Raw genomic sequence first — 14,027 nt, 5'->3', positions numbered from 1 at the left:
TGAAGTCGACCACTGCGACAAAATGGACAGGCGCCGCACGCCTCCGCCTTCTCAGGGGCGCGGTATGATGCGAAGCGGCGTACTACGTCTCGAACGTCCGTTTCATGGCTATCAACAGGAAAACAAGATGCCTCATCATACCTACAAGAAAATCGAAGTTGTCGGGACCTCAACCGTGTCGATCGAAGACGCGATCAACAACGCGGTGGAACATGCTGCGTCGACGGTTCGAGGACTGAGTTGGTTCGAACTCGTCGAGACACGTGGGACGATTGGTGAAGGCAAAGTGGCTCATTGGCAGGTGACGGTAAAGATCGGTTTCACTCTCGACTGAGTGAAATCAACGATCCAAAGGTTGCACAGAGACAATCGTTTGACGCTGCGTGACGGGGTACCACTGGTCAATCGCAGCGGCTAGGTCCGCGACAACGTTCGGGTGCTCGGCCACCACGTTGCGTTGTTCAGTTGGATCGCTTAGCAAATCAAACAACTGTGGCCCCTTTTCGGTTCTCGGGTGAGTTGACGCGTAGCGGTGGGTTTCGCCATCGTAGGTCAGCAGAAGTTTCCACTTGCCGCGAATCGCCCATCGATACAACAGCGACGCTTCGGGGTTTTCGATATCGGCGATGTCGTGTGCAAAGCTCTCACCAAAAATCGTCTCGCGTCGGATGGAATCACCCCTCTCAAGTGCCGGCATCAAATTCAATCCCGGTAAACCATCGGGGATTTCCGCGTTCACGGCAGCGAGGATCGTCGGGACGATATCAATGCTCGACGTCAATTCCGAACGCTCACCTACGCGGATCTTTCCAGGCAGTCGGTAGAGAATCGGAGTCCGCACACCGCCTTCGTAGGGTGTCTGCTTCGAGCGAGGTGCATACCGCGCGCTAGTCGGATCTTGGATCCATCCGTTGTCAGTCACGTACACGACCAACGTGTTGTCGCGGAGATTTTTGTCATCGATCAGTTTCAGCACGTCACCACAAGTTTCGTCGAACCACTCGCACATCGCATAGTACTTGGCAACCGAGACCGGATGATCGGCGAGATAATTGTCTAGCAACCGTTGCGGAGGGTTGTGCGGCGAATGCGGCAGGAACGGGGCATACCACAAAAAGAACGGCTTCTGCTGCTGCACCGCCATGTCAACAAAATCGACGATCGGCTCAATCCCCTCGCGTCCAATGCGTAGTCCGTCGTCACCGTGTCGTCCGCCTCGATTTGGAAACCCGCGGGTCATTCCATGCGTGAAGCCACAGTTCTCGAAACTCCCCTCCCAAAGTTTGCCGCTCTGGTGACTCAGGTATCCATGCCTGCCGAGAATCTCGGGTAGCGTGTCAAAACGGTCGATGTAGGAAATCAGTTGAGCACGCTGCTCGTTGTACAGAGGCGATCCCGGTGTGGCATATTTGGGTGACGGATCGTTCCCGGTGATTCCATGAACGGACGCATAATGCCCCGTCAACATCGTCGCCAGCGACGGTCGACACAGCGCCGTCGGCACGTAGCCGCGGCGAAACACGGCACTCTCTTTCGCGAGCTGGTCCAGATACGGGGTGCGAATATCGGGATGCCCCATGAAACCGTAGTCGCCCCAAGCTTGATCGTCGGAGATCAGCATCACCACGTTGACCGGCTGGGACCCTGCCGACTCCCCGGCGGGCGGGGCCGCATGCACCGTCGAGACAGCGTCAACGAACCAGAATCCGGCCAATAACATGGCCAGGGAGAGAGCAAAACGCATGGGGGTTGCTGCTTAATTAGAGGCGAGAGAGGTGGGGAAAGCCCCGGCGGGAGGAGCGTCCGGGGACGCCCGACCAATATACTTCCTGGCGACACAGGATTGAACGCCTCAAGCGATTAATTGAATTCGCGAACCGTCCGCGGCACGTGGATGCCCGTTGCGGGAATGCCAAAGGCGAATATTGTGTCTTTTTTCCAATTTACCCGCCCCCCAACAGCCGAATATCTTTGGTGAGGTTGTCAACATTGGGGTGGTTCGTTAGACTTCGTCGCTTCCAAATCACCCCCACCTCCTTCCCGTTCTCTCATTTCAGATTCGCTGCCATGACCATGGATCGTAGCCTCAAGGTGCAAGCCGGGGCCATTAAAAGTCGCAACGTTTTGACCCGCGCCGAGCGCATCGCCCGCTTGAAGGAACTCGACAAATTCGACGAGAACGCGTCGATCATTGGCATGGCCAAAACGCGGGTCCAAAAGATTTCGCTGAAGAAGAAGAAAAAAGTGAAGAAGGCCGAGGACAAATAGTCCTCAAACTCCTCTTTTTTCGACTCAAAATCGACATACGCAACGGCCGACGCTTCCAGCGATTGGCCGTTTTTGCTGCGCGGATGCCAATCTCTAGGCTCGCCCAAGTCTCGGCTACAGCCGAGTCCTAATTCAAAGCCAAGCCGACTGCCGTCATCGCCACGCTGATGGCGGTGCAGGCGCCTATCAGAATGCCGACGGCTTGCCCTTTGTTCAAATTCGCCAAGCCAAAAAACGCGAGCACGTTGCCTTTGAAGAAATACAGAAATAGCAAGGCGTGGATCACGATCCGCACGCTGTGCTTGGCGATGTAATACCCCGGGCCCCGTGCAGTGTCCTCCAGTTGATCAGCCATCGAAATGACGGTTAGCAATGCCGAACCGTTTCGAAAGACGCTGTAGACATAGTAGAACGACGCGAGCCACCATCCCCACTTCGTTCCCAACCACATGCCTACACCGGACGCGATCGCGAGAAGAGCCAGAAACATCACACCGACGATCATCAGAATCGGTGGGATGCCGACGGTGCGAAGAGACTCCTCCATCGCCCCAAGATTTGCAATCAGCAGAAACTGGACACCAAAGAGCAACACGCCACCAATGAAATTGAGAGCGGCGAGCAGCGTCACGCCAACAGGACGCTCAGCCGGTTGCTGAGGCTCCAACAAGTGCGAATGAGGACTCGACGGGAATGACGAAGGTGCTTCGTAGGGGTTATCTGTCACGGACGTCTCGGTACCCAAGTGAAAATGCTGACTGACAATCGGAATGCCGAACAACGATCGACGGTACTGCCGACCGCAGCGATCCGACCAAGCAAAAGAACATGGCGGCAGGGCAAAGTATACAAGCCTGCTGACGTCGCGTCCCCCATCACGGCTCAATCGAGTGACATCGGGCGTCCGGCATTTCACTTATTCAACGCCGCCGCGTCTGACAACCGACTGAGGCCGTCGTCTATCGATGCTTCGAGTGGCAGCCTGAATTTGCTGATGCCTTCGGTTTGCGTGAGCATGATCCCGATAAGGCCTTGTTCGAAATCGATCCAAAAATCTGTTCCCGTGCAGTTCGACGACGCATACCTGCGGCAAGCATTTTGGAGACCGCATTCCTTCTCACGAAGTGCACGGTTTCGAACTTTCCCGGGCTTTTGCGACGAGCCGCGAATCACCCGTTGATTTCTGCCGTCAGCTTTTCGCGGAAGATCTTGCTGTTGTGGCGGATGTCAACAGGCAGCGGCGAGCTCCGAACAACGAACTCTGTGATCCGATGCGTGAGCGGATTGCGGGCGGCGACGTCGCGGAGACTTTTAATCAAAGCGTCACGTCTTTCAGGCACGTCAGCGATCGACAAGTCAGTCGGCTGGACAATCAGGACAGGGGTTTTCGTGGGGCCTGCCCCACGTCCAACGAGGGCGCATTTTTCGACGTCAGGATGCACGTTAAAGACGGCTTCGCAAGGCACCGTGAAAAACGTACGCCCCGCTGAGATGACGCGGTGAGCTTTGCGTCCACAGAACCAAAACCGATCGTCTGCGTCGAGATAGCCGACGTCACCCATGCGATGCCACACGATGTCTCCGTCAGCGACTTTGTGGACGCGGTTCTGGTCCGTTCGCGTGACATAACTGCGAGTGACCATCGGGCCGCTGACCAGCAATTCGCCGATCTTGCCCCGAGGCAGTTCGGTGACCTCATCGAGAGTTTTGATTTCACCATCGCTGATCTCGATCACCTTCCAATGCACGCCTTCAAACCGCGTTCCCACACAGACGCCTTTTCCTTTGTTGGCCGCGGGGCCGGTTTCGGTGATGACTTGTCGGGATTCGATCGACGCAATCGGCAGCGCTTCGGTAGCACCGTAGGGCGTCTCAATATCGGCCTCTTCGTGAACGAACCGGCGAAGACTTGCGAGCGTGGCGGCGGGAACAGGTGCCCCGGCGGACAAGACGCGGCGGAGAGTCGGAAACGGTCGTCCGATGGCGTTGGCCTCGCACCAACGGGTTACCGTCCGCCACAACGCAGGTGAACCGAACGCTTGATCGACCTCCCATTGCCGGGCAGCCGCGATCAGTTTTCGCGGATCGACATCGGCCGGTCGTGTCGGATCCATATCGGGAATGATGGTCGTCACGCCCATCACGGCATCAAATAAACCGAACAGCGGAAAACAAGCGAGGTCGCGCGAACCGCGTTGGATTTGATAACGCTGAGCGATGCGATCGATCTGTGCATGAAAGGTTCCGTGCGTATACGCGACACCCTTGGGTGGCCCGGTGCTGCCGGTGGTGAAGATCACAGCAGCTTCGCTTTCGGCACCCAGCTTGGGAAGCGACACGTCGCCGCTGCGGCCCATCTCAATGATCTGGGACAGCGTTTTACCGCCCCAGAACCAACGCCTCCCGACCGTGACGTTCCAACGTGCCGAAGGAAAGCGACGCCGCAACACCGTGCGGATCGCCTGAGCCTTGGGGATACCGACGAAGCCGTCAGGGTTGATTTCCTGCAAACAATTGACGAGGTGCTTGCGATCCATGCCGGGATCAATCAAGACGACCGTCACGCCCGCTTTCATCAGCGCGAACACGAGTTCAATGAACTGGGCGCCGAAGGGCACGAGACTGATCAAACGCATGCCCGGACGCACGCCCCATGCGGTAAGCCCACGCGCGATCATCGTACTGCGTTCATCGAGCGTCTTAAACGTAGTCAGCGTGTAGTCGCGGGTAAGCCCGTCATCCTTGGGCGGCCCGGACGGTTCCGCGATCGCAATCGCACCGGGCAGCATCTTCGCAATGTAGGTCAGCCGATCAGCGACGTTGCCGGCCGTCAAGTCCGTCGCGGGTGTACTTGAGCAAGACGAAGCGGTCGACGACTCCGACGTGGGTTCGTTGTCATCTGCGGACGCGTTCATTCGGATCTCGATTTTAAAACGGAGATGATTTGTTCAGCGAGGTTGACATCCATGACGGTTTGAGCCGACTTCCAACCCGGAATCGCGTTGACTTCCACCAATCGGTACTCGTTACCGTTTGCCAGTTCGATCAGGTCGACGGCGGCAAATGTCAGATCGAATTCGCGGCAAATTTGCTCAGCCAAATGGCGCCATTCCGCAGTGCATTCGATCCGTTCCGAGCGTCCCCCGGCGCGTACGTTGGTACGAAAATCATCGCCGCAGCTACGCCGGATCGCATGGACATGGGGTCCGATCACGAGCAAACGCACGTCGCGACCGCCGGGCGGACAGAATTGCTGGACGTAAAAGACGGAACCGAGTTGACTCAGTGTCGAAAATGTGGTCCAGGCAAGTTCCTCGTCGCGGATTCGCATCACGCCACGTCCTTCACCACCAAAAATCGGCTTGACCACGACGTCGCCCCCGCACTTTTCGAACGCCAGCATGGCCTCGGACCTCGACTGGGTCACGATTGTCGCCGGCGTGAGGATACCCATTCGAGTCACGCGCGCCAGTGTCGCGTATTTATCGATGGCCAGTTCGAGCGATGCCGGTGGATTGACAATACTTGCTTGCTGTCCCTGTTTTAGTCTGCGGTAATACTCGTCATGCAACGTGGCCAATCGAAACGCGAGTTGTTCCATCGATCCGAACGGCATCGTTCGCGTGAAGATACCATCGAACTCATCGAGCCACATTGCAAGCGGACGATCGACATCCACTGTTTGGCACATCGCTCGCGTCCGCGTGCACACACCATCGACTTCCGCCGCCAGTGTTTCGTAGTCGGCAAAGAACAGCTCGACGCCTACCCGCGCCGCCACCATTTGCAGCTCGGCGAGATGCCATCCCAGCGGAAGCAGCGGAGCCCGGTGAAAAGACCGGCCGCCGAGAACGAGAATGCGCGGTGAACTCACGCCGAACGTTCCGTCATCACAATTCCATTCCAAAGGAAACGCGAAGGATTTCCGGAGCGAGACGTCCGCATCGCCACGTCCGTCCGGTGACGAGTGAATGCATCGTGACGACTGCGGGACTGAACAGCATCGGATCGACTTGATAGAAATCGTAATCGTACTGTTTGAAGATCTTCGCAAACGGCTGTCCGTAATCCGCTGACGACTGACTTGGTACTTTCGCGGCGACCGCTTCGATCGCGTCGTCATCGGCATCCACCCACAAACTCACTTTGGCCCCATAGAGCATGGCGTCGTTGGTGCGTCCGATGCCGCCGACTGTATCGCCCGGTTTCGCGCAAGGAGGCAAGGGAGCGATTCCCGTCGCAGACACCACCCGGGTCACGTCAAAATCCAAAGCGTGGAGTTTGTGCAAAGCCGTTTCAACGCTTCTGGCGACAACCTGAACACTACCCGCGATCGACGTGCTCGGGGCGATGCCGAGACAAACCCGCTGAGCAGGCATACCGCAGTCGACCGCGATCTGCGAAATGACGTCTTCCTCGGGCAAACGATCCGCTTCCAGAACGCCGACCGCAAAATCGTCCGGCTGGGCGTCACTCACCAACCCGAGATGTTCGAGCATTTCTTCGCGGCCACGTAACATCCGCATCGGGCCGCTCGCCATCGCAAAAAACTTGCCGACCGAGACTGGCCAACCCGCGTACTGACCGCCCAAACACGCTTCGACGGGACGATCGGTACGCACCGCGACGGCGTTATCGGTCACCATGTCAGCCTCCGCCGGCGCCAAAGTGACATCGGCGTAATCGCCCAAACACAACCTCGCGAGCAACAATCCGGACTGCAAAGATCCCGGTTGTGAAATGCCGCAATCTAGGATGGTCGCTCCACCAATCTCGGCGACGGCCGAACGAAGATCGAGCAGGCGGAGCAACGAATCTTGAAAAAGAGCGTGGGCTCGCGCGTGCAAGCGGGCCGGTGGGAATGCGATAGGCGATGTCATCCGCGTATGTTGAACGTTGATGAATCGGTTGTCCAGCTAGGGTTGCTTGAGAACGAGAATCAACGCGACCAGGAGGACGACAAACACGCACGCGAGCATCACGCTGATTGCGACCCGCTTTCGCGAAACCTTTTTCTTATTCGTGCCGAGCACTTTGCCGCCCTCTCGGATCTCGACTCTCGATGGAGCCGGCCCGGACGCAGCCGCAGGATTTACCGCTGGGGAAGGCATGACCGCTGGTGCGGTTGCGACTCCCGGTGGAGACACCGAGCCGTTGGATTGGGGCGTCGGCTGAGGTGCAAAAACCGGCAGCACTTCTTTGGCCATTCGCCAATCCGGCCAACCATCTCTCCACAGCATCGCGGTGTCGGCCACACGCCCCTCTTGGATCCATTGGCCAAGCGTTGGGCCGTTGGCAGGTCCATATTGCCCACCACTGGGCGGCCGCACATACCACGTCGACGCTGCATCCCCGAGAATCTCATCCATGCTCGGTTGGGGGCCGTGTTGCGTTTGCGGCGCAACCGAGTGAGCCGGGCTCGCGTGCAACGGCGTGGCATCAGCGACACTCTGCGAAACGCTACTCGCGTGAGATGCAGCTGACTGCGTTGCGACAACTGGGGCCCCCGGGCTCTGTGCGTAGGCGGTGCCCTTTGCCGTTGAGGGGGCGGTCGCAACGGCGCTCCCGTGGTGTGCCTCGCGTGTTTGCCCCCCCGCTGAAGAGACCGAACCGGACGACTCGTCGCCCTCGTACGTTTCTCCCGAATGGATGGGTGTGGAGGTTTCGGTGTCGTGAGTGGGAATGCGAAAACGAGCCGAGCACGAAGGGCAAATCCCTCTTCGTCCGGCTAGCTCCGATTTGATGTTCAGTCGCTTGCCACACGCGTGACAAGCAAAACGAACTCCCATTGTCCTTACCTTCCTTTATCGCCCACACCTGACACGATGGGGCACTGCGACGAGGCTCCAGAGCAGCGACCGCCGCCCGATGATTACTTCAAACAACCCAGTATAGTTGATTGACACCTGTTCGTGGAATTTACACGATCGCCAAACCTCGCAGATCGTCACCAGGCAAGGTTTCTCGGGGGGCAATCCGGTCGCAAAAAGTTCAATTGGCCGGCATGAGGTCGAGCACCGCGGTGATCATCGCGGGCACAGAAACTCGGAAGGTTTCCTCCGCGTCGGGATAATAAATCGCCGAGTGCAGAGAGGCCGGCGGGATCCCCAACTTTTCAAACCGGTCGAGCCGCGCGCGGCTGACCGTGCCCACCCGATACATCAGAATCGGAACACCCGCGATCCCGTAACGGCTGAAATCCTCGCCACCCATGGACGGGTCGTCTTCGAGAATGTTTTCGCTGCCAAATTGTTCACTAAAAAGTTCACGCATGCGGGCAGCCAATTCCTCATCATTTTTTAGCGACGGGGTTCCCTCACTGATGACGTAGATGGGCTCCGACGCTCCGTGGGCCTGCGCCACCGCGAAGGCTCGGCGTTTGATCGCGGCCAACACTTTTTCTCGTACCTCTTGGCTATAGCTGCGAACGGTCAACTGTAAATGACAGTCGTTGCCAATGATGTTGTGCTTTGTACCCCCATGAATCGAGCCGACCGTCACCACCGCCGGTTCGATCGGAGAGACCTCACGGCTGACGATCATCTGCAGGGACATCACCAACTCAGCGGCTTGGACGATCGGATCGATGGTTGTGTGAGGCGCCGATCCGTGTCCGCCGCGACCTTTCATGGTGATATCGATGCTATCCACGTTGGCGAGTGAGTAGCCCGCGCGGAGACCGATTTCGCCCGTTGCGGTGTCGGCACTGCAGTGCATCGCGAGTGCGTAGTCGGGACGCGGGAAGCGTTCAAACAATCCGTCGTCGAGCATCGCTTTGGCGCCCGCACCGCGTTCTTCGGCAGGCTGACCGATGGCAAGCAGCGTTCCTGACCAAGCGTCCTGGTGCTGCATCATCCATTGAATCACTTTCGTCAAATTCGTCATGTGCACGTCGTGTCCACAGGCGTGCATGATGCCGGTGGTGCTGCCGTCTTCGAGTTTGGTGGTTTGCGTGGACGCGTAAGCAACAGGCGTTTGTTCGGTCACCGGCAACCCGTCCAAATCGGTTCGCAACATCACCACCGGGCCGTCACCGTTTTTGAAGACGCCCACGATCCCGTGGCCGCCCACGCCTGTCGTCATTTCGAGACCTGCTTCGCGCCAAATCCCGGCGAGCTTGGCCGCCGTTTGCTCTTCTTCAAACGAAACTTCGGGGTGAGCGTGCAACCACGTGTAGAGTTTGAGCGTGTCCAGCATTTGCTCGTCCAGCCATGAGTTGACGTCGACCGCTGATCGGTGGGTGCTGACTGGTGTGGCATTCGCATCGTCAGCGGCAAGGCGGGGCCCCCAAACGAGCGAGGCGAATAATAGCAGTGGCAAAACAAGGCTTTGCAGGCGGGCGGATCGATTGCTTGTCGCGTTCATCAGAGTGTCTTTGTTGAAGGTCCATTTCATCGTGTCGTCGGCGGGCGAGGTCCCCGTTCGCAGTCGCCCCATGTTAACTCAATTACCGGTTCTTGCGTTGGCCTTCGACTGGCTCGCTTTCTCGACCGATTTTTGGGATAAACGGGGGTAACACCGGGGTGGTAGTCCTTCCACCTCAAATTCCCATTGCCTATTCCCCTCGTCTTGCCCGAATTCACCTTGTTTTCATTTATACGAAGCCTTTGCTTGTGGATTTCGGCCGCCCTCCTCGTGGTCATTCCGTTGCTTCTGGCGGTTGACTTTGGCGGCGTCTATCACTGGAGCCAATACCTGGCTGCCATCGGGATTCTCGTCGCTGCGGTATTCGCGATCCCCGGATTAACGGATACCACCGCGTCGTCGGGTATCCGCCAGCATGCGATTTTGCTGCCGCTCGGGATCCTGGTTGGGTACGCTTGGTTTCAGACATTGCCACTGCCCAGCGGAGTCGTCGCTTGGCTGAGCCCGGGCTCGCACGCGGCCTACACTCAGTGGCTCGATGGACTCGTCGATCGAGGGGGTGAAACCCCTGGAATTCCGCTGTCGGTCTCACCCGAAGACACCGTTCACGTGGCCTCGTTGTTCACAATACTGCTGCCCCTGTGCTTTGCCGCCTCGGTCGTCTTTCACGCACGCAGTCGATTGCAGATGTTGCTTAGCGCGATCGCCATCGCGGGAGCTAGCGTCGCGATCCTCGGTTTTTACCGAAAACTGGATCCGACTGCCGACCTTTGGATATTCCAACCCAAGTCGACCGCGTTCGCCGGGTTCGTAAACCGCAATAACGCTGCCTTGATGCTCAACTTTGGGTTGGCCGCGAGCCTGGGTTTGCTCTCATGGCGAATGATGGCGCTGCACTCGGTGGAACTCGATGACCCGGATTTTGAGTTCAATGATTTGTTCGCGTTGGTTTCAGATCGGGAATCGTTCGTGGGCCTGCTTTCGGGAACCGCGTGCATTGCGGGGTTGTTGGTCAACGGATCCCGCGGCGGAGTCGTCGCGGCACTGTTCGGTTTGATGCTCGCCTTTGGGTACGTTCGCCCCCGCCGAGGATTAATCAGCATTCCCGTTCTGATCGTGGTGCTGGCGATATCGGTCGCCGTCTTAATCACGCCGATGAATTTGAACTTGGAATCGATCAGCCGCTGGGAATTCTTTTCCGCTGAAGCCGATACGTTGCAAAGCGACGGTCGATTGCTGCATTGGCAGGACGGTTGGCGGGCAGCGGTAGCTCACCTGCCCGGCGGAGCGGGCGTATCGGCGTACGCATATGCATACCTTCCTCATCAAATCGTTTCGCCAAGTTCGTGGTTTGAACATGCGGACAACCTGTGGTTGGAGATGCTCGTCGAAACGGGAATTGTCGGCGTGATCGTGGCCGGATGGCTGTTGGCCGTTCTTCTGATCGCGCTGAACCGTTTGTCGTATTCGGCGGATCCGCTTGATCAAGGGATGCGGGTGGCAGGCTGGTACGCGATCACCGCGATCGTTGTCTCTCAGTTTTTTGATATGGGAATGGCGATCCCGGCCAACCTGATCGCTGCGTTGCTGTTGTGCACCGCCATCATTTCCCGCGACATCGCCAACGGGGGCGCGAGCGCCAAACCGCCCATGATCACCGCCGAAGGTTACCACGGATACGACGAGTACTACGACGATGACGAAGAACTCGAACCGGCCGAAGCGGCGAGTACTGAAGAACAACCAAAAATACGATTGAAGTCCAGCCCCAAGGGACTCACGATGGGCAATTGGTCGTCACCGGGATGGTTGGGTTCCGGGATGATAACAGTGGCGTCGATCGTCACGGGAGCCATCGTGTTGCCCGGGCTCCATCAGGACGCGATCTCCGATTCGATGCTCAGTCGGTTGAAAGACGAATACGGTCAGTGGCGATTGAATCCCGATTCGCTAGCCAAGATGGAAGAGGCGCTCAGGGAACGCGTTGAAACCAGATCCTCACCGCTGTTACGAGGCCGATTGGCAATGGTGCAACGTGACCGAGGACGAGTCGCCGAAACACTCGAATGGCGACCGCAGACCAGGGAGAAAATGCTGGAGATTTACAAACAGGTAGATCTGCAAAACCGAGAACTTCCTTACCCCCCCGAACCCGACCCGCCCCAACCCGGTCGTCTCGAAAGCCAGCAACACTATTCCGAGGCGTGGCAAACATGTCTCGAAACGCTGGTGGTTTGCCCCCTCGCCCAGGAACCTCGCGGCAGTTTGCTGCGGCTGAAACCGGTTGTAATGGACACGGCAAAACAAACGGGCGCGCCGATCACTTCACCGGAGAAAGTGGCCGACGTGGCGGCGAAACACTTGCTCACTTTCTACGCTGGCGACGCGGTCCGTTTGCTCGCACTGGGGAAAGACGCACTCTCGCGCGGTGACCTGGATCAGGCGACCGAAGCGTTGCACGTTTCGCTGCAAAGCAATCCGGGGTACACCTCCCAAGTCATGAGATTGCTTCGTGAGAATCCCGAGTTGTCGATCAGTGATGTGATCCCGAGTGAATCGCAGGCGATGCGATTAGCTGCCGCAGATTATTTAAAATGGGAGGATCCCGAGCGTGATTTCCTTGTCCGTGCCACCGAAATCATCCGGTGCGGCGAAGGCGACACCATGGTGCAACGGGCCACCTGCCACGCTCTCGTTGGCAAGCTCCACTTCTATCTCGGCGACACCGAAAAGGGACAGGACTATTTCCAACGTGCAATTCGACTGGCGCCCGATCAAGCCAACTTCCGGGTGGAATTGATCGAGAACCTGCTAGCGAACGACATGACTTCCGAGGCGCTTTCGCAGGCGCGTTTGGGTCGTCAAAGCATTTCGGCGGACGCCCGTTTCCAACGTTTTATCGATCGGATCGCCGAAGAGAATCGAAAACAACTGACACAACCCGATGACGCCCCCCAAGTCGATCGCAAAAAAATTGACGCGATCTTGAATCTTCCCGGTCGGTGATGAAATAGACTGTTCGATTATGAAAACATCTTCTGCCGTCACCGACACGTTGACCAAACGAATTCGCAGCAAGGAAGCCTCGATCGGAATCGTGGGCTTGGGATACGTCGGCCTACCACTCGCGATCTCGTACGCTGACGGAGGTTTCAACACCATCGGTTTTGACATCGACGCGGAAAAGACCAAACAGATCAATGCGGGTCAAAGTTACATCAAACACATTCCCGCCGACACGATAGGGCGAGGCGTGCGGGCAGGAAAATTGGCCGCGACAACCGACTTCAGCCAGATCCGCGAAGTCGACGCGATTATCCTGTGCGTCCCGACACCGTTGGACGAACACTTCGAACCAGACTTGTCCTATGTCGTGAAAACGATCGAAGCGATCGTGCCCTATATGAGGGCAAACCAGGCGATCAGTCTTGAGAGCACGACGTACCCGGGCACCACCGAGGAAGAACTCGTCTCACGTGTCGAAGCGGCTGGCCTGCGAGTGGGTATCGATGCGTTTGTGATCTATTCGCCCGAACGCGAAGATCCCGGTAACCCAGAATTTGCGGCGACCAATATCCCCAAAGTTGTCGGTGGTCACACGCCCGCTTGCCTCGCGGCGGGAACTGAACTCTACGGCAGCGTCTTCCAAAAGATCGTGCCGGTCAGCAGCACGGCCGTTGCCGAACTGACCAAATTGCTCGAGAACATCTACCGCAGCGTGAACATCGGCTTGGTCAATGAACTCAAGCTCGTTGCGGACTCGATGGGCATCGATATTTGGGAAGTGATTGCCGCCGCCAGCACCAAACCGTTTGGATTCAAACCGTTTTACCCCGGGCCTGGCCTCGGTGGTCACTGCATCCCGATCGATCCATTCTATTTGACGTGGAAGGCACGAGAATTTGGGATCCACACGCGTTTCATCGAACTCGCCGGTGAAATCAATCGCTCAATGCCCGCACATGTCGTCCGGCGATGTGCCGACGCGCTGAACACGCAAAAGAAACCACTCAACGGCAGCCGGGTGTTGTTGATCGGATTAGCGTACAAACCGAATGTCGACGACGACCGCGAATCACCCTCCTACGAACTGCTCGATCGTTTCCAAGCGGCGGGATCCGAAATCGATTACCACGACCCGTACGTCCCTATTATTCGGCCCTCCCGCGAACACGCACACTGGGCCGGAAAAGAAAGCGTTTACTGGGACCAAAACACGATCGCCGGTTACGACCTCGTGGTGATCTCAACTTGGCACGAGTGCCTGAACATCGATGAGCTGGCACAATGGTCACAGTTCATCGTCGACACGCGTAACGCAACCGCCACGCTGTCGGCGGACATCCGGTTGGCCAAAACACTCAAGGCGTAATCGTCTTTCGACGCCGCCTCCC

11 protein-coding genes are annotated in these 14,027 nt (G+C 57.6%); 4 read left to right on the top strand and 7 right to left on the bottom strand.

The window, feature by feature from the left end; genetic code table 11:
* Positions 1-127 precede the first annotated feature (127 nt).
* A complete protein-coding gene (locus NB063_RS23240) occupies positions 128-334 on the top strand; it encodes a dodecin (protein WP_250931292.1) in 207 nt (68 codons plus the stop codon).
* Positions 335-340: 6 nt separating this feature from the next.
* Here the strand turns inward: NB063_RS23240 and NB063_RS23235 are convergent, their stop codons facing one another.
* Positions 341-1,744, bottom strand: a complete 1,404-nt coding sequence (locus tag NB063_RS23235; protein WP_250931291.1) for a sulfatase family protein — start codon at positions 1,742-1,744, stop codon at positions 341-343.
* A 323-nt stretch (positions 1,745-2,067) separates the two neighbouring features.
* On the opposite strand from NB063_RS23235, the gene NB063_RS23230 reads away from it, so the two are divergent.
* Positions 2,068-2,268 carry a small basic protein gene (locus tag NB063_RS23230; RefSeq protein ID WP_250931290.1) on the top strand — a complete coding sequence of 67 codons (201 nt, stop codon included), beginning with the start codon at positions 2,068-2,070 and terminating at the stop codon, positions 2,266-2,268.
* A gap of 127 nt (positions 2,269-2,395) precedes the next feature.
* Here NB063_RS23230 and NB063_RS23225 read toward each other — a convergent pair whose 3' ends face one another.
* The 6 genes from NB063_RS23225 to NB063_RS23200 all read right to left on the bottom strand — a co-directional run bounded on the left by NB063_RS23225 (position 2,396) and on the right by NB063_RS23200 (position 9,705).
* Positions 2,396-2,995: a hypothetical protein gene (locus NB063_RS23225; protein WP_250931289.1), complete on the bottom strand. Its 600-nt coding sequence runs from the start codon at positions 2,993-2,995 to the stop codon at positions 2,396-2,398.
* A gap of 442 nt (positions 2,996-3,437) precedes the next feature.
* Complete coding sequence (locus NB063_RS23220) at positions 3,438-5,183, bottom strand: fatty acid CoA ligase family protein (protein WP_261367543.1); 1,746 nt, start codon at positions 5,181-5,183, stop codon at positions 3,438-3,440.
* Positions 5,180-6,142 (bottom strand): ATP-grasp domain-containing protein, encoded by a 963-nt coding sequence (locus NB063_RS23215; RefSeq protein WP_250931288.1) that lies wholly within the window; start codon positions 6,140-6,142, stop codon positions 5,180-5,182. Before NB063_RS23215 ends, NB063_RS23220 begins: the two co-directional genes overlap by 4 nt.
* A 16-nt stretch (positions 6,143-6,158) precedes the next feature.
* Positions 6,159-7,148 carry a methenyltetrahydromethanopterin cyclohydrolase gene (gene mch, locus NB063_RS23210; protein ID WP_250931287.1) on the bottom strand — a complete coding sequence of 330 codons (990 nt, stop codon included), beginning with the start codon at positions 7,146-7,148 and terminating at the stop codon, positions 6,159-6,161.
* A gap of 36 nt (positions 7,149-7,184) precedes the next feature.
* On the bottom strand, positions 7,185-8,057 hold the full coding sequence (locus tag NB063_RS23205; RefSeq protein WP_250931286.1) for a DUF4339 domain-containing protein: 873 nt from the start codon (positions 8,055-8,057) through the stop codon (positions 7,185-7,187).
* A gap of 202 nt (positions 8,058-8,259) precedes the next feature.
* Positions 8,260-9,705, bottom strand: a complete 1,446-nt coding sequence (locus NB063_RS23200; RefSeq protein ID WP_250931285.1) for an amidohydrolase — start codon at positions 9,703-9,705, stop codon at positions 8,260-8,262.
* Positions 9,706-9,819: 114 nt separating this feature from the next.
* Here NB063_RS23200 and NB063_RS23195 point away from each other — a divergent pair, with 114 nt between their 5' ends.
* Positions 9,820-12,639, top strand: a complete 2,820-nt coding sequence (locus tag NB063_RS23195; RefSeq protein ID WP_250931284.1) for an O-antigen ligase family protein — start codon at positions 9,820-9,822, stop codon at positions 12,637-12,639.
* 19 nt (positions 12,640-12,658) lie between these two features.
* Positions 12,659-14,005 carry a nucleotide sugar dehydrogenase gene (locus NB063_RS23190; protein WP_250931283.1) on the top strand — a complete coding sequence of 449 codons (1,347 nt, stop codon included), beginning with the start codon at positions 12,659-12,661 and terminating at the stop codon, positions 14,003-14,005.
* The last annotated feature ends 22 nt before the right edge of the window (positions 14,006-14,027 follow it).

The sequence above is a fragment of the Aporhodopirellula aestuarii genome (assembly GCF_023701485.1).
Lineage (GTDB): Bacteria > Planctomycetota > Planctomycetia > Pirellulales > Pirellulaceae > Rhodopirellula > Rhodopirellula aestuarii.
The sequence above is the reverse complement of the archived record's forward strand: the minus strand, read 5'-3'. Positions and strand labels throughout refer to the sequence as shown.

Excerpts from the sequence above, each read along its gene's own strand:
- NB063_RS23220 (WP_261367543.1), bottom strand. The coding sequence starts at position 5,183 with ATGAACGCGTCCGCAGATGACAACGAACCCACGTCGGAGTCGTCGACC.
- NB063_RS23230 (WP_250931290.1), top strand. The coding sequence starts at position 2,068 with ATGACCATGGATCGTAGCCTCAAGGTGCAAGCCGGGGCCATTAAAAGT.
- mch (WP_250931287.1), bottom strand. The coding sequence starts at position 7,148 with ATGACATCGCCTATCGCATTCCCACCGGCCCGCTTGCACGCGCGAGCC.
- NB063_RS23240 (WP_250931292.1), top strand. The coding sequence starts at position 128 with ATGCCTCATCATACCTACAAGAAAATCGAAGTTGTCGGGACCTCAACC.
- NB063_RS23200 (WP_250931285.1), bottom strand. The coding sequence starts at position 9,705 with ATGGGGCGACTGCGAACGGGGACCTCGCCCGCCGACGACACGATGAAA.
- NB063_RS23205 (WP_250931286.1), bottom strand. The coding sequence starts at position 8,057 with ATGGGAGTTCGTTTTGCTTGTCACGCGTGTGGCAAGCGACTGAACATC.
- NB063_RS23190 (WP_250931283.1), top strand. The coding sequence starts at position 12,659 with ATGAAAACATCTTCTGCCGTCACCGACACGTTGACCAAACGAATTCGC.
- NB063_RS23235 (WP_250931291.1), bottom strand. The coding sequence starts at position 1,744 with ATGCGTTTTGCTCTCTCCCTGGCCATGTTATTGGCCGGATTCTGGTTC.